This window comes from Paenibacillus sp. FSL R7-0273 (genome assembly GCF_000758625.1).
Classification (GTDB): domain Bacteria; phylum Bacillota; class Bacilli; order Paenibacillales; family Paenibacillaceae; genus Paenibacillus_AQ.
On record NZ_CP009283.1, the window covers coordinates 5,128,297 to 5,149,315 of the forward strand.

Genomic DNA, 21,019 nt, shown 5'->3' on the forward strand with positions numbered 1-21,019 from the left:
GCGCCATTACTGTATCAACTAATCCATCTTATTGCCAAATGAAGAAATAGACAGCAACAAATGATATAAATGCAGACAAGCCCCCTGCCAGCCGGCACGGAGCTCTGCTCTGCTATCATTTAGAGTTTCAAAAACAGCCGCTCACCATTCGCCTTCAAATACCTGTACATCCCCGCACACAATCCCGCCAATATGATCCCGGCACCAAGCATAATCACCCTGCCGTCCACGCCGGTAAGCACAAATGACAAGCCGGCCGGAATGAGCAGGCTGATGAAGCCGACAAGCATCGCCACCAGCACCGCAGCGCTCTGCTTGACGACCTGAACCTCATTGGTCCACGCAAGCTTGGGCAGCTTCAGGTTAATGATGACTCCAATCAACGCCGAGAAGCAGGCATAGATAACCGGAATTACTAATAGAAGCAGACTGTCTACCCATCCTGTGCCCAGCGAGATCAGCAGCAGCACACAGCTCACAACCGTTATAGGTACGGTGATGGTCAGGTTAACCGCTATTTTGCTGAGCAGAATGATATGCTTGGGAACCGGAGAGCTCCGCAGAATCCAGAGATTATTGCCCTCCAGTGAAACCGAGCTGGACGTGGTGCAGCTGAGGGCTACGAATAGAGAAACGAACAGCGGCGCCAGTGTATTGAGATACTGCTGCAGCTGCGGAATGTCGGCCAGCTGTCCAAGCTTCTCCGGACTGGTAAACAACAGGGAGACTGACATTACTAGCAGCAGTACCATGCCGATGCCCGTATTCAGCACATAAATAGATGAGCTGAAATAACGGCGCAGCTCCTTACGGTATAGGGCTTGAAAGGCTGTGGATGCCTTAAGCTGCTGCATCTTATACTTCCCGCCTGCCCGGCTGGTTGTCAGCCCGGTATGAATCGCTTTGTAACGGGTTCCCAGCACCGTGCAGAACACTACGAATGAGAGCACGGACAGCAGTGTGAACATCAGAAAAGCATCGATCCGGTACGCGCTTGCTGCATCCACATACAGCTCCGTAAGCGGGTATAGCTTAAATATCGTATCCGCCAGCCCTGTTCCCAGATCAGCCAGCTCCGGTTCGTTCCCGTCCAGTATGAATGACCCGAGGATGAGGGCAATTACAAACAGCAGGGTCAGCACCAGATTGATCATCCGGCTCGCCCGGAACCTGGAGGAGAACCAGCTGATCAGTGCGCCGATCACGGTCGCAGCAATAATCGGAATTAACGGAATACAGAGCAGCAGCGGCACAAAAAGCAGATAATAATAAGCTTCAGGATGCACCTTTAACGCATAAACCGCTCCAGCCGGCAGCATGACCATCAGGGTAAAAAACAGGCTCAGCACATACAGCTGCAGCACCCGGCTCGCCACCACATGACTCGTCTTCACCGGCAGCGACATCAGCAGATCGTAGTCCTTATAGCTGAACAGCACGCCGCCCGCTTTGTACACCGTAGTGAAGAAGGCGACAATGGAAGTGACCGCCATCATAATCGCCAGAAGCAGATCTAACCGGCCGATTTGTTCAAAAGCTGCTGCCATCGCATAGCTGTAGCCGAACGAAAAGACGGCAATCAGCAGCACACCGAGCAGAAGGGCGATGCTGAGCAGGAGCAGCTTGCGGCGCTCTTTTGCATCCCTGGTATGAAGCGCTTTGTTAAGGCCAAAGGTTGAGATGAGCTGCAGCTTCGTCAGTCTCCAGACATTAATCATGATCGATCAGCTCCATAAATACGTCCTCCAGGCTGTTCTCCCCTTTTACATCCTCAGTCCTGCCCTCGGCAATCAGCCGGCCCTGCTTGATAATCGCAATCTTGTTGCACAGCTTCTCTGCCGTATCCAGCACATGCGTCGAGAAAAAAATCGCACTGCCTTCGCTGCATACCTCCGCCATAATCGTCTTCAGCGTATGAGCCGCTTTAGGGTCCAGTCCGACAAAGGGCTCATCCAGCACCAGCAGCTTCGGCTTATGAATGAGTGCAGAGATAATCGCCAGCTTCTGCTTCATGCCGTGGGAATACCCGGAGACCAGATCACCGAGATGGGGAGTCAGCTGAAAAGCCCCGCCGTACTTGGCAATGAGCAGCTCACGGTCCTTCCGGGATACGTTAAACAGATCGCCGATGAAATTCAGGTACTGAATCCCCGTGAGATGGTCGTACAGGTCGGGGTTATCAGGAATGTACGCGATCCGCGACTTGCAGGCCAAGGGGTCCTTTTTCATCGAAATGCCGTCGATTTCAATCTCGCCCTCTTCAAAATCCATTACGCCCACTACCGCCCGGATCGTCGTCGTTTTGCCTGCTCCGTTATGTCCGATAAAGCCGTAAATATCCCCTTTTTCGACTGTCAGGCTAAGATTATGTACTGCTTTCTTCCCGCCCTTATAGCTTTTGGAAAACTGTCTGATGGTTAGCATGCCGTCACCTCTTCCATACTGTTAAACAACTGACTGTAATACGTACAGCCAAGGGGAATCGTTCATTCCGGCGGATAAAAAAATAATTGTAACCTTTTTGTGCCATCGTCCGTCTATGAAAACAAATGACCACAAACTACACCCTGAGGTGAACTCTAATGAAAAAATCAATTAAGCTTGTTACACTATCCGCCGCCGCTGCCATCGCGTTCAGCTTTGCCGGGGAGCAATTCGCATCCGCTGCCGCTTTTACCGATCTGAACAACGTAGCGGATAAAGAAAAAATCATTGCCCTGCAGGATCAGGGGCTGGTCAAAGGGATCAGCGCAACGAAGTTCGGCCCGAATCTGCCGATCTCTGAAGCGGAAGGTGTGCAGATGATCGTCAACGCTGCCGGCCTCAATCTGGACACGATCCGGTTTGTTAAGGCGCCGAAGGCTACGGATTATTTTGTGAATGCGAATGATTCCGCCTGGTATGCGCAGGCGCTTATTATAGCCGGTGTCCACGGGCTCGACCTGCCGGCTGATCTGCAGCCGGGCAATAAACTGACGCGTGAAGCCTTTACCCATCAGCTGATTAATGCGATCGAGCTGGGCGGCCGGCTGCCGATGATCAAGATCGCCCCGGTGGAATTTGCCGATCAGGATCAGGTTACAGCAGAATATTCCGGCTCCCTCCAGCGCGCCCTGGCTTATGGGGTGCTGAAGCTGGATGACAGCGGCAAGCTGAATCCGAAGCAGCAGATTACCCGGGCTGAAGCTGCAGTAGAGATCAGCAATGCGCTCGCCTATCTGAAGGCACATCCGGCACCAGCGGCTCAGAGTGAGATTCTCACCGCAGAAGAAGCCGTTCAACTCATTAAGGAGGCCGTAGGCCCTGAAGCAGATCTGCAGATCAAGATCGATCCGGCTGCCAGCATGAGCAGAGAAACGTTCACCTACCTGCTGATTAATACGCTGCAGACAAGCGGCCAGCTGCCGATGTATAAGCTCGTTCCGGTTGCGGTTGCTGATGAGGAGCAAATGGAACTTCTGAACTCGGGGGCGATCCAGACGGCGCTTGCCCTCAAGATTGTCAGCCTGGACGAAGACGGCAATTTCAACCCGAAGGACCCGATTACCCGTACAGACGGAACCGCGATGGTCAGCAAGGTACAGGAAATTTTGAAAGATAAAGGCGCACAATAAGAGTGTTGAAGTAACCGTTATGAACACCTGCTAATGTACAAAGAAAAGAACGGCACCAGCTGCCGTTCTTTTCTTTGTTTATATGTGCTGATTATGTGTACAGCAGCTTACAGTGCGCTGAATTTTGCTTTTACCTGTGCCAGCATATTGTTTAGTTCCTTATCACCCGCACCGCTTCCAACGCCGCCGAACAGGAGATGCTCCAGTACTTCAACGCCGCAGAATTCAAAGATTCCGCCGCCGGAGGTCATCTTAAGTGAATTATGCATGCCAATGGCCTCATACACTTCCCCAGGAGTGCCGTGGGTGTTGACGATAACTGCTTTTTTGCCTGTGAACAGCTTGTCTATGCCGCCCTCTGCATTATACTGATAGGCGAAGCCGTAGGAAAACGTACGGTCTACATAGCCTTTGAGAATGGCCGGAAGCCCTGTCCACCAGATCGGATAGACAAAGGTGATAACCTCCGCATTGCGCAGATACTCCTGCTCTGCCGCAATATCAGCCGGTGTATTGCCTTCGCGCATCGCTGCTGTATCTGCAGGGGACAATACCGGATTAAAGCCAAGCTTGTACAGATCACGGACATGAACCTCGTGGCCCTTCTCCTTAAGCGCAGCTACTGCGGTGTCAAGAATGGCGTGGTTAAAGCTTCCTTCATGCGGATGAGCATAGACGATCAAGTGGTTCATTATTTTACAACCTCCGGATAAGTGGTTTTAAATTTCAGGCACAAGCTGTATGAATAAAAAAGAAGCGCCTCTCAAATTGTAACTATATCAGTTACAGGTAGAGAACGCAACTTCTATTTTCTATGTACGGACAATCCCGTAATGGACCAGATCGTGGTATCGGTTTTCTTTTCTGATATGCTCCCTCAGGATGCCCTCTTTACTCATGCCAATTTTCTCCATCACCTTACCCGAGGCCGTATTCGAGCTGAAATAGCGCGCAAAGACCTTATGGTAGTGCCTGTCCTCAAAAGCGAAGTCCACCATTGCCTCTGCCGCCTCAGTAGCGTAGCCTCTCCCCCAATACTCCTCACCAATCCAATAAGCCAGTTCGCCGTTGTTGGATTTTTCATTGCAGGACAGGGCTATTGCACCATATACTTCTCCGCTCAGCTTGTCAGTTACTGCGAATTCATACATCAGCCTTGCATCAAAGTTACCCTCATGGCGGTCAATCCAGCTTAGTGCGTCCTCCAGCGTATAGGGATACGGCAAGTACAGGGTAGTTTTGTAGATATTGTAGTTGTTGCACAGCCTGGCTACAGCCGCTGCATCCGATGAGGTGAATAATCTCAAGAGCAGACGCTCTGTAGTTATTGTTCTATCAACGTTGTTATATGACATATGCAGCCTCCTTAAAAAAGTGGGTGGTGAACAAATTTGCTGATCTGTTGTACAGGAAGTATTGGTTTTGTTCCGGATACAATGTCATTCGCCGCGGTGCACTCTAACTCCTCTATGCCGGGCACACGTTGCAGATTCTCCGCCCTAGAGCGGTTCCTCAGCTTAACTGCACTTCATACACCTATTCTCCCTGTTTTTTGCTCCAACAGCACTTTAAGTGTACTTCGTGCAACTAAAAAAGCCGAAAACGGCCTTTTTAGCCAATTCGGACAGCTTTAGTTGCACGGAGTGCAGTTATTCGGCGCAGAAGCGTATTTTTGCTGCTTTTAGTTGCACGAAGTGCAGCTATACCCGGTCAGCGGACGGCTAGCATGTGACAAGAGTGGCGCTTATGTTCAGCACGCCGAATCGCTCAGCATCCCCCTAAACTACCTGCTCCGGCACGGCGCGCCTGCGGCAAACTTGCCCTCAGACCGGCAAAATAACCGTAAACGCCGCGCCCTTCCCCGGCGTACTCTCCACCGCCACGCTGCCGCCGCTCAGCTCCACAATCCGCCGCACCAGGGGCAGCCCGAGGCCGTTCCCCTCGGCGGAACGCGACTTGTCGCCCTGGTAGAACTTCTCGAAGATCCGCTTCATCACCTCCTCCGTCATTCCGGTGCCGGAATCCGAAATCTGCACTGTAACAGCTACCTCCGTGCCAAACAGACTGACCGCGATCTCTCCGCCGTCATCCGTAAATTTGATCGCATTTCCCAGCAGATTCAGCCACACCTGCATAAGCAGCTCTTCATTGCCGTAATAGACTACCGGCTCAAGCGCCAGATCCAGGTTGAGCGCCTTATCATTCCATTGGGCCTCCAGCAGCAGCAGCGCCTGGCGGAGCTGTTCGTCGAGCGCGAACTCTATTTTGCCGCCCACAATCTCCTGATTCTCCAGCTTGGACAGCTTCAGGATGTTACTGGACAGCGAAGACAGCTGGCGGGTACTCTCGATGATCAGCCTGCTGTAATCCTCACGTTCCTTTGGCGACAGGCCCTGATCCTGCATAAGTGTGGCATAGCCCTCAATGGCAGCGATCGGTGTTTTGAATTCATGCGATACATTGACGATAAAATCATTACGCAGCGTCTCCATGCCGCCCAGCTCCTGAACCATGCCGTTAAAGTTCACCGCCATCTCACCGATCACATCAACTTTGTGTTCTTCATGTGCTACTCTGGCACTGAAATCCCCCTTGGCTACCCGCTTCGCCGCTTCACTCAGATCGTTAATCGGGGCCAGCAGCTTCCGGCCGACAATCGCCGTAATGGCGGTACCGGTAAGCACACTTGCCAGCAGCAGGATGGCGATCGGCCAAAAAACATGAAACCGGGCCACATCAATCAGCCCTGACCTGACAATCAGCATACTGAGGCCGAACATCAGAATTCCGTCACACAGCAGGATCAGAAAGACGCTCAGCACCAGTGCCCCCCACAGGTTACCGTTTTTCCCCGCCCTTTTCACGGCTGCTTCACCGCCTTATAGCCCAGGCCGCGCACGGTCAGGATGTCAAACTCCGGGTAATCCTTGAAGCGTTCACGCAGCCGGTTGATATGCACATCCACTGTCCGGGCATCCGTCTCCGAGTCCATCCCCCAGATTTCGTCCATCAGCTGCTGGCGGGTAAAAATTTTGTTCGGATAGGACAGCAGCTTGTAGAGCAGATAGAACTCCTTCTGGGGCAAAAGCGCGCTCAGGTCCCCGCGGTGTACCGTCAGCGAATCATAATCCAGGACAACCTCCCCGATAACCAGCCTGCGCTCACTAACAATCTTAGCCCGGCGCAGCAGCGCCCCGACCCGCAGAATCATCTCGTTCACATCGATCGGTTTCACCATATAGTCATCTATACCTGCCAGGAAGCCGCGCTGCTTGTCTTCAAAGCTTTCTTTTGCCGTAACCATCAGCACCGGGGTGTTGTAGCCCGCATCTCTCAGCCGCACAATCAGCTCATAGCCGTCCACGTTGGGCATCATAATATCTGAAATAATCAGGTCAATAATCTGCGTATCCAGCAGCTCCAGCGCATGCTGACCGTCCTCGGCCGGCACCGGATTATAGCCGTGCTTCGCCAGCACAGTGCCGATCAGCTGACGCAGCTTGGCGTTATCTTCGACCACCAGAATGTTAATCATATATACACCTGCGTTCTTATTTAGGTTTAACTCTTTACTATTGTACAACAACTTTATGAACCCATTGTGAACCAAGGCACGTATCAGTTACTATACTTTGGACGCTCCAAGCCGACCGGCTGTGCGGAGTTGATGTTCAGTTCATAATCGTATGTTACGCTGTGCACAAAGACAGAGATTCAAGGATGAAGAGAGGATGAGATTAACGGTATGCTGCAGCTTAAAAACATCTCCAAAAGCTATACCACCGGCAGTTTCACGCAAACGGCACTCAATGATGTAAGTCTCGATTTCAGGAAAAGCGAGTTCGTGGCCATTCTCGGCCCCAGCGGCTCCGGTAAAACAACCTGCCTGAACATTATCGGCGGACTTGACCAGTATGACAACGGGGATCTGATCATTAACGGGGCCTCGACCAAGAATTTTAAGGATAGCGACTGGGATGCTTACCGCAATAACAGTGTCGGCTTTATTTTTCAGAGCTATAATCTGATCTCCCACCTGAGCATCACCGATAACGTAGAAATGGGCATGACCCTGAGCGGGGTAAACGCCGAAACCAAGCACCGCAAGGCAGTGGAAGCGCTGGAAAAGGTCGGACTGAAGGAGCATATCCACAAAAAGCCGGGCCAGCTGTCCGGAGGCCAGATGCAGCGTGTCGCCATCGCCAGAGCACTCGCCAACGATCCCGACATCATCCTCGCGGACGAGCCAACCGGTGCGCTTGATACAGTAACCAGTGAGCAGATCATGGAGCTGATCAAGGAGATCGCAAAGGACAAGCTGGTTGTCATGGTTACCCATAACCCGGAGCTGGCTGAAACCTACGCCGACCGGATCGTGCAGTTCCGGGATGGTAAGGTGATCTCCGATACCAATCCTCCGGCGGAGCTTAAGACCAACGCGAATTATCAGTTGAAAAAGACAGCAATGAGCTATTTTACCGCCCTCAAGCTGTCCGGTAAAAACATCTCGACCAAAAAATGGAGAACGGCGCTCACCGCCTTCGCCTCCAGCATCGGGATCATCGGGATTGCCCTGATCCTGTCCTTATCAAACGGATTCGATAAGCAGATCAGCAGCTACGAATCCGGAGCGTTATCCAACTTCCCGGTGACGATCAGCGAAACAGCAGCGCAGATTGATATGTCTAATCCTCCGGGAGCACAGCTGGAGGAGTCCGGCAACAAGTGGACCGAATTCACTGATGCAGCTGAAGTGTATCCGTATGATCCAACCGCCAACACGGTTCTGCACACGAATGAGCTTAGCCAGGAATATTTGGACTATCTGGATAACATCGACCCTACTGTGCTGGACGGTGTATCCTATAGCCGCAAGGTGAATATGAACATCCTTCGTTCAGACGGCGAGGCAGCAGTTCCCGTGGATACAGCCAGCCTGAATTTCACTACTTATCCGGATAAGCCGGAAGGTACGGAAGGCAGCTATCTGGCAGATTATTACGATCTGCTCGCGGGCAGCCTCCCGGAGCAGCCTACGGATCTTGTAATGGTTGTCGATGAGTACAACCGGATGAACCAGAGCATCCTCGAAGCGCTTGGCCTTGATTTCAATGCAGCTAACGTCAGCTTCGATGATATTGTCGGGCAGGAGTTCAAGCTAATCTATAACGATGATTATTATACTGAAGCAGACGGAATGTTCAGCCTGAACGGCAACGCCGCTGATCTTAGTGAAATGTACAACAGCGGCAACGCGGTTACTCTCAAAATCTCCGGGATTATCCGCAAGCAGCAGGATTCCCCGATGTCCACTATGTCAGCGGGTATCGCCTACTCCGACAGCCTGGCGGAGCAGTTCATTGAGAATGCACAGGGCTCAGCCATTGTGCAGGCCCAGGAGCAGCAGGATCAGGTCAACGTGCTGACCGGCAAGGTGTTCTCACAGATTGGCGGAATTGACATGAGCGGCATGGGCATGGGTATGGGCATGGGGATGGGCGGTTCCGGTGCAAGCACAGATCCGGGCAGTGCCAACTCCCAGGAGGCTGCCCTTGCAGCACTAGGAGCTGTAGCCACACCGTCCTCAATCTCGCTGTATCCTAAGGATTTTGGAGCGAAAGAAAGCATTGTCGCCTATCTGGATAAATGGAATGACGATCATAGTGATGAAGAAATGATCGTGTACACCGACTTGGCTGCAATGGTAACGAGCCTCTCCAGCGGGATTATGGATGGCATCACGATGGTCCTGGTTGCTTTTGCATCCATTTCACTGGTCGTATCCCTGATTATGATCGGGATCATCACCTATATCTCCGTGCTTGAACGGACGAAGGAAATCGGTGTGCTGCGTGCCCTCGGTGCGCGCAAGAAGGATATCACCCGTGTCTTCAATGCAGAGACCTGCATTATCGGCTCACTCTCCGGTCTGCTCGGTATCGGAATTGCCTATCTGCTGACCATTCCGGTCAACCTTGTGCTGAAGTCACTGACCGACCTGTCGAATGTAGCACAGCTTAACCCGCTGCATGCCTTTGGACTCGTCGTGCTCAGCGTCGGCCTGACGATGCTGGGCGGCTTCATCCCTGCCAAATTCGCAGCCAAAAAGGATCCGGTTGTGGCTCTGCGCAGCGAATAAGCAGCTTCGGACCAAATATAGAAATATAGTTTACAGGGAGCTGGTCTTGGACCGGCTCCCTGTTTTCTTTATAATGAAATAAAATGAGATATTGGAGCCCAAACAATGAGGAAGTTCACAAATGAAACAGCCAAAAAAATAATGGCAAATGAGACCCCTGTGGAAGCAATGCTGAAGCAATACCCGGAGTATAAGGATGAGGTGCTGCGGGAGCTGGGCGAGATCAAAAAAAACACCGGGTCAAATGTAGTGCAGGCCATCATCGACCGTTACACGGCCAGCGCCAAAATAGCCAATACCAAAATCAGCAAAAGCGGGATGAACGAAGCCACCGTGAATGCTTTTCTGCCGAATATCATCAAAGCCCGGTTCGCCATTTATCTGCTGGAGCAGCTGAATATTGCCGTTTCCGCCAAAACCCCTGACAGCAATGTCCGCTTTAACCGCTGGGACGGGATGCTCCTGCAAAAGCTGCTGTTCCGTAAAGGATTTGAGCGCAAGCCGGTGTCACTGCCTTTGTTCCGCTTTTTCTGGAGATTTATTAAGGATAAAAAAATCCTGATGCCGCTCGTGGGTAAAAAGGGAATCTACTGCTTCTACTCCAAAGCACTGATCAAGGAGCTCTCAGCTCTGGCTCAAGACCGGAAATGCCTGGAGATTGCAGCCGGGGACGGGACGCTGACACGTTTTTTGAATGAAGCGGGCACGACCTGCACCGCTACTGATGATTACAGCTGGAAGCATTATATCGACTACCCGGCGTTTGTGGAGAAGGCTGATGCCAAGACGGCGCTGGTTAAATATAGCCCTGAAGTGGTCCTGTGCTCCTGGCCCGTTCCCAAAAATCCATACGAGAAGCATGTGTTCCGGACGGATTCCGTCCAGCTCTATATCGTAATCGGGACCAGGAATCCGCTGAAGACCGGGGATTTTGACGCTTACCATGACGCAGGGCAGTTTACGATGGAGCTAAGCGAGCGCCTGTCAGCACTGCTTGTACCGCCGTCCGAGGACAAGGCTGTGTATCTGTTCCGGCGTAAGACAGCTGCTCAACAGTAGGACATAACAAAGAAAAAACGGCATGCCGGCTAATGCCGACATACCGCCCGTTCCCGCTTATTCTGTTATCCGACGACATCGCCTGCGCTTTGACGCTGCTTTCTCTTCCGGCTGACAGAGGCGGGAATTGTGTTGTGATGCTTCCTGCATGACCGGTGTTTTAGTGTCTTTGTCAGCAGCTACTGATGCAGGATAGCGCTTCACAATTCCAATTTACCCGTTGGAAAATTTTTAAAACGTTATTTTTGCTTCAGGATATTTTAATGGAATATTTCTGCGCTTCTGCCAGATCAAAGGGGATGGAAAAGGCAAAGGTGCAGCCCTTATCACTCGTTTCCTTCAGCCAGACTTTACCGCCCATAAGCTCTGCCAGCTGCCTGCAGATGGACAGCCCAAGCCCCGCTCCGCCGTATTTACCCGGTGAACGGTGCTCATGTATCTGCGAGAACGAACGGAACAGACACTCTTTTTGCTCCGGCGGCAGCCCGATCCCCGTATCCCGCACTTCGACGGACACAGTGACACGGTCCTCCTGTACGCCTGAATGCCGCACTATCAGCCCCACCTCGCCATGTTCGGTGAACTTCAACGCATTACTCACCAGGTTGGTAAGGATTTGTGAAACCTTCGGACTGTCGCCCAGCAGCAGCGGGCTGTCCGGACTATCATACACGGCATGCAGCCGGAGCCCTTTTTTCTCGGCATCCGCTGCGAACAACTGCAGAATATGATCAACGGCATCACGGATATGGAACGGGCTCTGCTCCAGCTTCATTGTACCGGCCTCCATTTTGGAATAATCGAGGATCTGGTTCATCATCTCCAGCAGATTGTTACTGCTCTTCTCAATAACATCGACGTACAGCAGCTGCTCCTCCGTTAGCTCCGTGGTCTGCAGCAGGCTGGTCATGCCGATCACACCGTTCATGGGCGTGCGGATTTCGTGGCTAAGCACAGCCAGGAGGTTCTTTTTATCCTCCAGCACCAGCTCCGCCTTCTCCTCAGCCGTCCGTAAATGGGTAAGCGCCGATTCCATTTCCAGCAGATCCGTGAAGAAAGCCGACAAGGATACCAGAAGCTCCACATCACGCTCCTCGTACTGGTAAAAGCCGGGATCAAACGAACACAGCGAGCCGTAAAACTCCCCTTTTTCGTTGCGGATCGGCACACCAATGAAGGAACAGCCGCCGACAAACTCCGTTGCATCCATATCCTTGGTCAGCGGATGAGTCAGATTATTATCTATTACAAGCGGGCCCTGTGCATGTTCGGTGACAAGCGCGCAATAGGATTCCTCATTGTCCACCACCAGCCCCTCGACCAGCATTACCTTTTCCCGGTTAAAGGACTTAAGCACCTTGGTTGACAGACTATCCAGATTGGCGATACAAAAGGTATTGGCCGGAATCAGCCTGCTTGCAGTATCCATCACATTTGCTGCAGAAGCATACAATTTACCCGAAATCACCGACAATACATCAATGTATTCTGTTTTCAGCATATCCCGCCCGTCCTTTCTCTTCTGTATATTGCGTTCCTATGTCTGGTTAATCCCAGTTTCTGCGGTCATTAATCTCCCGTTTCTCCCGGAAGGCCTGCTCCAGATCAATATTCAGCTTGTTGGCCAGATCGAAAATATTCCATACTACATCATACATTTCATAGCCAAGATTAGCTTTGCGCTCCGCATCCGGATCAAAGGAAACGGACAGCACCTCCTTGGACAATTCGCCAACCTCAGTCATTAAGTATAACATCCGCTGTTCAATAGTGCTCGTATCAAACCCCTTCACTTCACTAAACGCTCTCACATACCGTTGAAACTCTCCTGCGTCCATGTCTCATCCGCTCCCTGTGCCTATTCTCTATGTACGAAACTCATTATACATGAAAAAAACGCAGAACCCGAAATAGCGGGCTCTGCGTGAGATGATCTTTATGGAGTGAACCGGCAATATATTAGCATCTTTCAGCTAAGCCAAAATAGCGCTCAGCATTGTTGTAACAGATGTCCTGCACGATGCTGCCCAGGAAGGGCAGGTCGCCTGGCGCTTCGCCGCTGACTACCCAGCCGCCGATCAGATTGCAGAGAATCCGGCGGAAATATTCGTGGCGGGTATAGGACAGGAAGGAGCGGGAATCGGTCAGCATGCCGACAAAGCAGCTGAGGAGGCCCAGATTGGACAGCGAGGTCAGCTGCTTGATCATGCCGTCCTTCTGGTCGTTGTACCACCAGCCTGAGCCAAACTGTACCTTACCCTTGATCCCTTCGCCCTGAAAAGCGCCGATCATTGCCGCCAGCACATCGTTCTGCGCGCCGTTCAAATTATACACAATCGTCTTCGGCAGCTCGCCTGTGCGGTCAAGACCGTCCAGCAGCTTGTAAAGACGCTCGGCATAGCTGTGGTCACCGATGATATCGAAGCCCGTGTCCGGCCCGAGCTTCCGGAACATCCGGGTATTCGGGTTGCGGAGCGCTCCGATATGCAGCTGCATTGTCCAGCCGTGCGCTGCATACCCCCGGCCCATTGCCAGGAACAAGGCCGTTGCATACTGGTCACATTCCAGCTTGCTGAGGCTTTGTCCGCTGAGCCGTTTGCTGAAAATCGCTTCAAGCTCGGAGGCGGATGCCTCCTCAAACGGCAAATCAGTGAAGCCGTGATCCGAGATCATGCAGCCGTGCTTATCAAAGTATCCGATCCGCTCCAGCAGAGCGCGTTCCATGAGGTCATAGCTGGTAATCGCGTAGCCTGCCGCCTGCTCCAGGCTGGCCAGGTAAGCCGGAAACGTCTCAGCCCCGATTAACATGGCCTTATCCGGACGGAAGGTTGGCGTGACACCGGTTTTGAACTCTTTTTGCGCCGCTAATTCAGCATGGTAGTTGAGGGCATCCGCCGGATCATCGGTCGTACAGATCCATTTGACGTTAGAGCTTGTGATCAGCCCGCGGGCCGTGAAGCCGTCTGTCGCTATGAGCTTGTTGCAGTGGTCATAGATCTCCCGCCAGTTCTGCGGATTCAGCTGCTCCTCCACGCCGAAATAGCGCTTTAGCTCCAGCGCGGACCAGTGGTATAAAGGGTTGCCGATTGTATAAGGCAGCACCTCACTCCACTTGGCGAACTTCTCTTCATCTGAAGCCGGGCCGGTGATATATTTCTCCTCCACGCCGAATGTTCTCAGCGCGCGCCATTTATAGTGATCTCCGCCCAGCCAGACATCGGTGATGCTGTTGAAGCGTTTATTCTCTGCTATGGCCTGCGGATCAAGATGGCAGTGATAGTCAATAATCGGCAGCGCCTTCGCATACTCATGGTACAGTATCCGCGCTTCCTCCGACTGCAGCAGAAAATCCTCCTGGATTAATCCCTTCATTACGTGTGCTCCCCGCCTTTACTTCACGTATTTCTCAAGTGTGCTTCTTACCGCTCCCGGTCCGGCCAGCAGCTCGTAGAACATGCCCTCAATCTTGCCGCCAAGGCCGATGTCATACAGCTTCACGCCGAACAGCTGCTCATCTTCAAGAATAGCGCGCACATTAGAGCTGGTGTCGCCCAGCTTCACACCCTGCAGATGGCCCTGCAGTGTTTCGAGCAGCGGGTCAGGACTGAGCGTAAAGGCCTCGCCCTTATCGTCCACACCCAGCAGATAACGGCACCATACAGCGATAGCCAGCGGAATAGCCGTCAGGTCAGCCGGGTCCAGATCCTCCCTGCGGACATAAGACTTGATCGTTTCTCCGAAGCGGATGCCCACCTTCTGTGAGGTGTCTGTCGCGATCCGCTGCGGCGCATCGGGAATGAACGGATTGGCGAAGCGCTCCTTCAGCACTTCATCCAGGAACTGCTTCGGACTGATAATACCCGGATCAACAACGACCGGCAGCCCTTCCTTGTAGCCGATAATCTCAACCAGCTTGCGCAGTGTATCGTCCTTCATCTCATCAGCGATCAGGGTGTAGCCGAGCAGGCAGCCGGATACGGCAAGCGCTGTATGCAGCGGATTAAGGCAGGTGGTTACCTTCATCGTTTCAATATTATTGACTGTATCCCGGTCGGTGAAAATAATCCCCGCCTGCTCCAGCGCCGGACGGCCGTTCGTGAATTTGTCTTCAATGACTAGATATTCGCTGATCTCGGCGTTCACAAACGGTGCGGTATAGGTGTTCTTGGAGGTAACAATGACGTCCATCTCACCGATGCCCTGCTCCAGCAGCGCAGCCTGAACGGTTTCGGACGGGCGCGGCGTGATTTTGTCGATCATCGACAGCGGGAAGGTAATCAGCTGCTCATTCAGCAGATAGTCCACGAAGCCTGCTTCCACTGAGCCTTTTGCCGCCCATTCCTTGGCGATTGTAACGATCCCGTTCTTGAGCTTATCCCCGTTATGCGAGCAGTTATCCATGCTGACAAAAGTCATCGGGTATGCGCCCTTCAGATACCGCTTGTATGCAAGGGCCGCTACAATGCTCATCGCATGAATCGGCTGCTCCGGCCCGCCGGCGATATCCTTCTCGACAATGCCGAGATACTGGCCGTTCGGTCCGGTCAGGGAATAGCCCTTCTCGGTAATGGTGAAGCTGGCTATCTGCAGACTCGGGTTCTCGAAGATTTCAGTCAGCCTCTGGTCATCCGCTTCGCGGGTTTTGTCGGCAGTGATGCCTTCCACGATGCTGCTGACCACTTTTTTCTGAAAGTCGCCGCGCGCATTCATCAGCACCAGCAGAGTCAGATTGTCATACGGCTTGTAGACCTTGTCGATCATCTCAAAATCAAACGTCTCCGCTGCAATGATCCCCGTGTCCGCCGCCCCGCTGTCGAGCAGCTTCTGATGGGCATTGGCCACAAATCCGCGGAAGATGTTGCCTGCGCCGAAATGCACCCATTCCGGCTTCTCCAGCGTATTCTTCGCTACTGTGTCATAGTCGAACTTGGGAAGCTCGACACCGGCGGCCTCCCAGGAGGCCGCTTCATTCCGGATACTGGATCGGGTCAGGCGCAGCATGTTACTTCGCCCCCTTTACATTCTCCAGGCTATCCCATACGCCAAGCAGGTACATAATACCCATCGCTCTATCGTAGAGGCCATAGCCCGGACGGCAGTTCTTCTCTTCTCCCCACAAGTGGCGGCCGTGGTCCGGACGCACATAGCCGGTAAATCCGCTCTCATGGTAGGCCTTCACCACTTCAGCTACATCGACACTGCCGTCGCGGCCGCGGTGTGACACTTCGATAAAGTCGCCATTGTCGAACACCTTTACGTTACGGATATGGGCAAAATAAATCCGGTCATGGAACTCACGGATCATTGCCGGCAGATCATTTTCGGGATTCGTGCCGAGCGAGCCTGTGCAGAACGTCAGTCCATTGTACGGGCTGTCTACAGCATCCAGCATCCGGCGGATTGAATCACGGCTGCGGATGATGCGCGGCAGTCCAAAGATCGGCCAGGCCGGATCGTCGGGGTGGATAGCCATTTTGATATCGACTTCTTCACATACCGGCATGATGCGCTCCAGGAAGTACACCAGATTCTCAAACAATTTATCTTCTGTCACATCAGCATAAGCGGCGAACAGATCATCGAGCTTGGCCAGACGCTCCGGCTCCCAGCCCGGCATCGTGAATTCGCCTGCGCCTTTGAGGATGCGCTCAACCATATCGCGCGGGTTATCGGTAATGGCAGCCTTTTCATAAAAGAGAGCGTTTGATCCGTCCGGCAGCTCCTTGTACAGCTCCGTACGCGTCCAGTCAAACACCGGCATAAAGTTGTAGCAGATGACCTTTACGCCGACTTTTGCCAGCTTGCGGATCGTATCAATGTAGATGTCGATGTATTTGTCGCGGGACGGCAGACCGATCTTGATATCATCATGAACGTTAACACTCTCAACTACTGCAGTGCTGAAGCCCTTGGCTGTAATCTGATCCGCAACCTTCTGGATTTCCTCCATCTCCCACACTTCACCGGCCACCTTATGATGCAGCGACCACACAATGCCCATTACCCCCGGAATTTGCCGGATATGATCGAGAGTAACATTGTCGTTCCCTTCGCCGTACCATCTCCATGTCATGTTCATAAATAAACCCTCCTTATGATGTATAAAGCAAAATGAAGAAGCATTGTGTCAATCAGACTCATAGCGAGTTGTCAAAGGTAAGACTGACACACAATTAATCTTGTATACAAGTTTGACTTGATCATAATTTAAACCTTCTAAAGTTGTCAATACCCAATTAAAATCGTATATGTATGCCCTTACAACGGCACAATTTGCGGCTTTTTTCACAAGAGAAATGAATGTATTCTTTTATTAACCTTCGGCATGATGTATACTAGTTCTTAAAATACAAGCGATGGAGCAAAAGTAGCCATGTCAATCAAAGAAGAAATCATGAAGACACTGAAGCAGGAAATCCTCACCCTGACCCTGAAGCCGGGCGCTATACTTAGTGAGACTGTCCTGTCCGAACGGTTCCAGATTTCACGGACCCCGCTGCGTGATGTGCTGAAGCAGCTCAGTCTGGAATCGTATATTGATATTTATCCCAAGAAGGGGAATCTGGTCTCTTTTATTGATCTGGAGTCGGTGGAGCAGATTATTTTTCTGCGGAGTGTACTGGAGAAGGAGATCATTAAGCATCTCTCGGAGCATCTTGCGCTGAAGGGTGTGCATGAGCTGAAGGATATACTGGACCGGCAGAAGGCCGTTATCCGTGAAGACAATGCCACCGAGCCGTTCCTCAACCTGGACGATGCATTTCACGCCGCTTTATTCCGGCTGGCCGGACGGGAGTATCTGTGGAACCTGATTCAGCAGTCCAATGTGCATTATGTCCGCTACCGCAGGCTGCACATGCTGAGAAAAGAAAAGCTGGAGGAAATCTGGAACGAGCACCAGCACATTCTGGAATACATGACCCGGCGGGAAACCGACAAGCTGGAGGCGCTGATCCACCACCATCTGCGGGAGGATATTAACTCCCTGTATCTGCAGGAGAATTTTGCGGATTATATCCGGGGTTAGACAGGCTCTCTTTAGAAGCGAACTAAACTTAACAGCTTCTAAAGAGAGGTTTATTTTCCGCTATCAATGGGATCGTAGCTGGTTTAAGACTTTCTCCGGAATCTCTTCCTCTTCGACTATAATCCATTCTTTCGTATAGGCTCCCTTAGCAAGCACCCTGACATAGCTTTCCGGTTGCTGTTCTTTGTCTGAAGAGAACGTGATCTTTTCCTTCTCTCCTTCACCTGTGTAACCTGTCAGATTGTATCTGTAGCGAATCCATTCATTTTTACCTTCCTTCTTGGCTGGCTTTTTAATCACAGCGTATACATATTGTTCCTTATACAATGGGTTGAACTGGTCAAAATCCCGTTTGAAAGTTAAATACAGGACTGAGCACACAACCAGCCCGATCAGAATAAAAATCACAGGTTTTTTCATGTTTAATTACCTCCACAAATAGTTGTTATAACATGGCGTTTTTAACGATTTTTTTGTAATACCCAAGAGTGAAGAAAGCGAACATAAAGTAAATTGCGGCATACGCTCCCATCGCAATCATTGCAGGGATCGTATCGTCCGAAAGAGTTATGAAATAACTCGCCTTGACTGCATAGATTGAATGTAATATTCCAATGAACAGCGGGAGCAGGAACACCAGCATCTGCTTTCTCAATACGCCTTTCATGATCATCTTTTCATCAAAACCAAGCTGACGCAATGTTCTAAAGCTCTGTTTCTCCTGCTCGGCTTCACTCATCTGTTTGAAGTACAGAATGCTGCCGGTAGAAGCAAGAAAAGCAAGTCCCAGAAAGGCAGCAATAAAGATTAATAATCCCGATTGTTCAAGGAGACTTCTGTAGCGGGAATAGTAGTCTGCCGAATAAAAATCATCTGTCTTGTATTTCTGGTAGAGGGGAGAAGCCAGCGCCAGCTCTTTAAGGTCTGGAACCTGAAAAGTATCTATCTGCACCCGTTCAAAACCATCCGTGCCGGACATCCTCCGCTCGACTTCTTCCAGGGTTGCCTCAGACACTACTATTTGTCTGCCTGATGTTCCGGGATTCACGATATTTTCCAGAAATATTTCATTCAGGGGATAACTCTTGGTCTGTTTATTTGAGCGCAGTTCAATCATGGTCGGATAACGTTTCGAGAGATCAATGTCATCATATAAACTTAGCGCAGAAGCGTTATATTCTACTGCCTCGCCATAGTCAGGTACAGGGATATCTCTGCCGGATTGCTGCAGCTGTTCTGCCGGAAGCCATAATATGATCCCTTCTCTATATCCGGATGCAGTCAACGGGTCCAGGACCACACCATTAGCCCGGAACGTATCAATGATGTGGTGATTATAATGAATGCCTTTGCTCTCCAATTCGGCTCTAAACGCAGCTGTATCCAGCTCGTTATTCTCCATTGCAAAATCATAAGGATATTCATCGCGGGTGACTTGCTCTACAGAGTAATAGAGAGAATAGGCCATGGTAACTAGTGTTAGGGTTAAAGCTGAGAGTACAGTAATTAAAGTGAGCGAGTTGGCATTGCCCTTCATCCGGTGCATCAGCGGGGCAAGCGAAAGGCTGTTGTACAGGCCTATGTGTCCGTTTTTGCGTTTGCGGAACCAGTAAAGACACCATCTGATCGTCACCCGGAATAAAATATAGGTTCCTGTTATTGTAGATGCCATTACCAACAGCGCATTAACAGCCAGCTGCTCATCTATCATACGTCCCGACAGCTCATAGCCATAACCGATCATTATAATACCAAGCACAGCAATTATAGCCGTAAAAATAGAAGGCCGCTTGCTGACAAGATCAGGCTGCTTATCTGCCTGGAATAAGCCCAGCAGAGTTCTACGGTTGATCATAACTATCATCTGAATAGAAGTAATAAAGATAATAAGCATAAACACTGCTGCCGTTTCTAAGGCTGCCGGTGCTGAAAAATGGATTGAAGGCAGGCCGTCCAGGTTGAGCAGTTTCATCAAAATCAGGACAAACAGACGGGACACCAGCGCTCCGGATAGGATCCCTGCGATTAAAGCACTTAAACCCAGCAAGATATTCTCAATGAGTAAATAACGGATAATCCAAGCTTTGGAAAGACCTATCAGCTGGTATAACCCGATTTCCCGGCTGCGTCTGCGTAAGAAAATGGTGTTGGAGGAAACTGCGAAAATGCCTATGATGACTACAAGCAGGACTGCTGCGGACTGAAAGGCTGTCGTGATATTCACACTAGAATCCAGCATATTCTGTACCTGCTGATCATATTTGAGTGATGAAAAAACGAAGAACAGGCTCATACTGAAAATCAGAGCAAAAAAATACAGATAGTAATGCTTCACATTTTGCCGCATACTGCGGAGTGCCAGATCAAATACTGTCAATATTATCGCCCCCTAATACAGCCTGCACATCAATGATTTCCTTGAAGAACGACTGTCTGGATTTCTCCCCCCGGTACAATTCGGAATAAATTTTTCCGTCTTTCAGAAAGACCACGCGGTTACAATAGCTGGATGCGACCGGATCGTGCGTGACCATGATAATCGTGACCTCTCTGGTCCGGTTCACCTCGTCCATTACGGACAACAGCGATGACGCAGATTTGGAATCAAGCGCTCCCGTCGGTTCGTCTGCAAAGATGATGGAAGGCTGATGGATCAAAGCCCGTCCGGCTGCAGTGCGCTGTTTTTGTCCTCCTGATATTTCGAAGGGATATTTCTCCGACAATTCCTTAATGCCCAGTACATTTGCAACCGCTGTAAACTCTCTCTCTGCCTGCTTTTTACTCAGCTTGCTGAGAGATACCGGCAGAAGGATATTTTCTTTTACCGTCAACGTATCCAGAAGATTGTAATCCTGGAAGATGAAGCCGAGCTTGTTACGTCGGAATGCGGAAAGGGCAGCGTTGTTCATGGCAGATATATCTTCATTGTCGATTAATATTGTACCGTCAGTGGTCCGGTCAATTGTGGCAAGTACGTTTAGCAGGGTGGTCTTGCCGGAACCGGAGGGACCCATAATGCCGACGAATTCTTTACGAAGAACACGTAAATCAATGCCCTTCAGAACATGTTGGGAACTGCCCCTTGAGCCATATGCCTTGTGAACATTCCGGGCGTGTAATACTGTATTTTTTTCTTTCATTTCATTCATAGTGAACCTCCCAAATTTGATTATAGGTTAA

18 protein-coding genes are annotated in these 21,019 nt (G+C 51.0%); 4 read left to right on the forward strand and 14 right to left on the reverse strand.

What is annotated here, in order from left to right; all coding sequences use genetic code 11:
- Nucleotides 1-119: 119 nt before the first annotated feature.
- Both R70723_RS22260 and R70723_RS22265 read right to left on the reverse strand, forming a co-directional pair.
- Nucleotides 120-1,718 (reverse strand): ABC transporter permease, encoded by a 1,599-nt coding sequence (locus R70723_RS22260; protein ID WP_039875479.1) that lies wholly within the window; start codon nucleotides 1,716-1,718, stop codon nucleotides 120-122.
- Nucleotides 1,711-2,424, reverse strand: a complete 714-nt coding sequence (locus tag R70723_RS22265; protein ID WP_039875480.1) for an ABC transporter ATP-binding protein — start codon at nucleotides 2,422-2,424, stop codon at nucleotides 1,711-1,713. Before R70723_RS22265 ends, R70723_RS22260 begins: the two co-directional genes overlap by 8 nt.
- Nucleotides 2,425-2,582: 158 nt before the next feature.
- On the opposite strand from R70723_RS22265, the gene R70723_RS32610 reads away from it, so the two are divergent.
- On the forward strand, nucleotides 2,583-3,614 hold the full coding sequence (locus R70723_RS32610; RefSeq protein WP_063837770.1) for an S-layer homology domain-containing protein: 1,032 nt from the start codon (nucleotides 2,583-2,585) through the stop codon (nucleotides 3,612-3,614).
- 107 nt (nucleotides 3,615-3,721) lie between these two features.
- Here R70723_RS32610 and R70723_RS22275 read toward each other — a convergent pair whose 3' ends face one another.
- The 4 genes from R70723_RS22275 to R70723_RS22290 form a co-directional block, all read right to left on the reverse strand.
- Nucleotides 3,722-4,306 carry an NAD(P)H-dependent oxidoreductase gene (locus R70723_RS22275; protein WP_039875481.1) on the reverse strand — a complete coding sequence of 195 codons (585 nt, stop codon included), beginning with the start codon at nucleotides 4,304-4,306 and terminating at the stop codon, nucleotides 3,722-3,724.
- Between the two features lie 120 nt (nucleotides 4,307-4,426).
- A complete protein-coding gene (locus R70723_RS22280; RefSeq protein ID WP_039875483.1) occupies nucleotides 4,427-4,969 on the reverse strand; it encodes a GNAT family N-acetyltransferase in 543 nt (180 codons plus the stop codon).
- Between the two features lie 468 nt (nucleotides 4,970-5,437).
- Nucleotides 5,438-6,478: a sensor histidine kinase gene (locus R70723_RS22285; RefSeq protein WP_047171202.1), complete on the reverse strand. Its 1,041-nt coding sequence runs from the start codon at nucleotides 6,476-6,478 to the stop codon at nucleotides 5,438-5,440.
- Nucleotides 6,475-7,149, reverse strand: a complete 675-nt coding sequence (locus R70723_RS22290; RefSeq protein ID WP_039875486.1) for a response regulator transcription factor — start codon at nucleotides 7,147-7,149, stop codon at nucleotides 6,475-6,477. The genes R70723_RS22285 and R70723_RS22290 overlap by 4 nt, the downstream gene beginning before the upstream one ends.
- A 210-nt stretch (nucleotides 7,150-7,359) precedes the next feature.
- On the opposite strand from R70723_RS22290, the gene R70723_RS22295 reads away from it, so the two are divergent.
- The gene (locus R70723_RS22295; protein WP_039875488.1) at nucleotides 7,360-9,753 is read left to right on the forward strand and encodes an ABC transporter ATP-binding protein/permease; all 2,394 of its coding nucleotides are present in this window, start codon (nucleotides 7,360-7,362) and stop codon (nucleotides 9,751-9,753) included.
- Nucleotides 9,754-9,858: 105 nt separating this feature from the next.
- On the forward strand, nucleotides 9,859-10,812 hold the full coding sequence (locus tag R70723_RS22300; protein ID WP_039875492.1) for a class I SAM-dependent methyltransferase: 954 nt from the start codon (nucleotides 9,859-9,861) through the stop codon (nucleotides 10,810-10,812).
- Nucleotides 10,813-11,062: 250 nt separating this feature from the next.
- On the opposite strand, the gene R70723_RS22305 is transcribed toward R70723_RS22300, so the two are convergent.
- From R70723_RS22305 to uxuA, 5 genes are all read right to left on the reverse strand, one after another.
- Nucleotides 11,063-12,313, reverse strand: a complete 1,251-nt coding sequence (locus R70723_RS22305) for a GAF domain-containing sensor histidine kinase (RefSeq protein WP_039875494.1) — start codon at nucleotides 12,311-12,313, stop codon at nucleotides 11,063-11,065.
- Nucleotides 12,314-12,359: 46 nt separating this feature from the next.
- A complete protein-coding gene (locus R70723_RS22310; protein ID WP_039875496.1) occupies nucleotides 12,360-12,650 on the reverse strand; it encodes a MazG nucleotide pyrophosphohydrolase domain-containing protein in 291 nt (96 codons plus the stop codon).
- A 121-nt stretch (nucleotides 12,651-12,771) separates the two neighbouring features.
- A complete protein-coding gene (gene uxaC, locus R70723_RS22315; protein WP_039875498.1) occupies nucleotides 12,772-14,184 on the reverse strand; it encodes a glucuronate isomerase in 1,413 nt (470 codons plus the stop codon).
- Between the two features lie 18 nt (nucleotides 14,185-14,202).
- Nucleotides 14,203-15,813 (reverse strand): mannitol dehydrogenase family protein, encoded by a 1,611-nt coding sequence (locus R70723_RS22320; protein ID WP_039875499.1) that lies wholly within the window; start codon nucleotides 15,811-15,813, stop codon nucleotides 14,203-14,205.
- Nucleotide 15,814: 1 nt separating this feature from the next.
- Nucleotides 15,815-16,891, reverse strand: coding sequence for a mannonate dehydratase (uxuA, locus tag R70723_RS22325; RefSeq protein ID WP_039875501.1), 1,077 nt, complete (start codon nucleotides 16,889-16,891; stop codon nucleotides 15,815-15,817).
- 294 nt (nucleotides 16,892-17,185) lie between these two features.
- Between uxuA and R70723_RS22330 the strand changes: the two genes are divergently transcribed.
- Complete coding sequence (locus R70723_RS22330; protein WP_039875503.1) at nucleotides 17,186-17,839, forward strand: GntR family transcriptional regulator; 654 nt, start codon at nucleotides 17,186-17,188, stop codon at nucleotides 17,837-17,839.
- A gap of 63 nt (nucleotides 17,840-17,902) precedes the next feature.
- On the opposite strand, the gene R70723_RS22335 is transcribed toward R70723_RS22330, so the two are convergent.
- Genes R70723_RS22335 through R70723_RS22345 form a run of 3 tightly spaced genes read right to left on the reverse strand, consistent with a single transcriptional unit; the run spans nucleotide 17,903 to nucleotide 20,988 of the window.
- Nucleotides 17,903-18,259 (reverse strand): YxeA family protein, encoded by a 357-nt coding sequence (locus R70723_RS22335; RefSeq protein WP_039875508.1) that lies wholly within the window; start codon nucleotides 18,257-18,259, stop codon nucleotides 17,903-17,905.
- A 25-nt stretch (nucleotides 18,260-18,284) separates the two neighbouring features.
- Nucleotides 18,285-20,216 carry an ABC transporter permease gene (locus R70723_RS22340; RefSeq protein ID WP_039875510.1) on the reverse strand — a complete coding sequence of 644 codons (1,932 nt, stop codon included), beginning with the start codon at nucleotides 20,214-20,216 and terminating at the stop codon, nucleotides 18,285-18,287.
- A complete protein-coding gene (locus tag R70723_RS22345) occupies nucleotides 20,203-20,988 on the reverse strand; it encodes an ABC transporter ATP-binding protein (protein WP_039875512.1) in 786 nt (261 codons plus the stop codon). The genes R70723_RS22340 and R70723_RS22345 overlap by 14 nt, the downstream gene beginning before the upstream one ends.
- Nucleotides 20,989-21,019 lie beyond the last annotated feature (31 nt).

Excerpts from the sequence above, each read along its gene's own strand:
- R70723_RS22265 (WP_039875480.1), bottom strand. The coding sequence starts at position 2,424 with ATGCTAACCATCAGACAGTTTTCCAAAAGCTATAAGGGCGGGAAGAAA.
- R70723_RS22295 (WP_039875488.1), top strand. The coding sequence starts at position 7,360 with ATGCTGCAGCTTAAAAACATCTCCAAAAGCTATACCACCGGCAGTTTC.
- R70723_RS22300 (WP_039875492.1), top strand. The coding sequence starts at position 9,859 with ATGAGGAAGTTCACAAATGAAACAGCCAAAAAAATAATGGCAAATGAG.
- R70723_RS22320 (WP_039875499.1), bottom strand. The coding sequence starts at position 15,813 with ATGCTGCGCCTGACCCGATCCAGTATCCGGAATGAAGCGGCCTCCTGG.
- uxaC (WP_039875498.1), bottom strand. The coding sequence starts at position 14,184 with ATGAAGGGATTAATCCAGGAGGATTTTCTGCTGCAGTCGGAGGAAGCG.
- R70723_RS22310 (WP_039875496.1), bottom strand. The coding sequence starts at position 12,650 with ATGGACGCAGGAGAGTTTCAACGGTATGTGAGAGCGTTTAGTGAAGTG.
- R70723_RS22305 (WP_039875494.1), bottom strand. The coding sequence starts at position 12,313 with ATGCTGAAAACAGAATACATTGATGTATTGTCGGTGATTTCGGGTAAA.
- R70723_RS32610 (WP_063837770.1), top strand. The coding sequence starts at position 2,583 with ATGAAAAAATCAATTAAGCTTGTTACACTATCCGCCGCCGCTGCCATC.
- uxuA (WP_039875501.1), bottom strand. The coding sequence starts at position 16,891 with ATGAACATGACATGGAGATGGTACGGCGAAGGGAACGACAATGTTACT.
- R70723_RS22345 (WP_039875512.1), bottom strand. The coding sequence starts at position 20,988 with ATGAATGAAATGAAAGAAAAAAATACAGTATTACACGCCCGGAATGTT.
- R70723_RS22330 (WP_039875503.1), top strand. The coding sequence starts at position 17,186 with ATGTCAATCAAAGAAGAAATCATGAAGACACTGAAGCAGGAAATCCTC.
- R70723_RS22275 (WP_039875481.1), bottom strand. The coding sequence starts at position 4,306 with ATGAACCACTTGATCGTCTATGCTCATCCGCATGAAGGAAGCTTTAAC.
- R70723_RS22335 (WP_039875508.1), bottom strand. The coding sequence starts at position 18,259 with ATGAAAAAACCTGTGATTTTTATTCTGATCGGGCTGGTTGTGTGCTCA.
- R70723_RS22260 (WP_039875479.1), bottom strand. The coding sequence starts at position 1,718 with ATGATTAATGTCTGGAGACTGACGAAGCTGCAGCTCATCTCAACCTTT.
- R70723_RS22280 (WP_039875483.1), bottom strand. The coding sequence starts at position 4,969 with ATGTCATATAACAACGTTGATAGAACAATAACTACAGAGCGTCTGCTC.
- R70723_RS22290 (WP_039875486.1), bottom strand. The coding sequence starts at position 7,149 with ATGATTAACATTCTGGTGGTCGAAGATAACGCCAAGCTGCGTCAGCTG.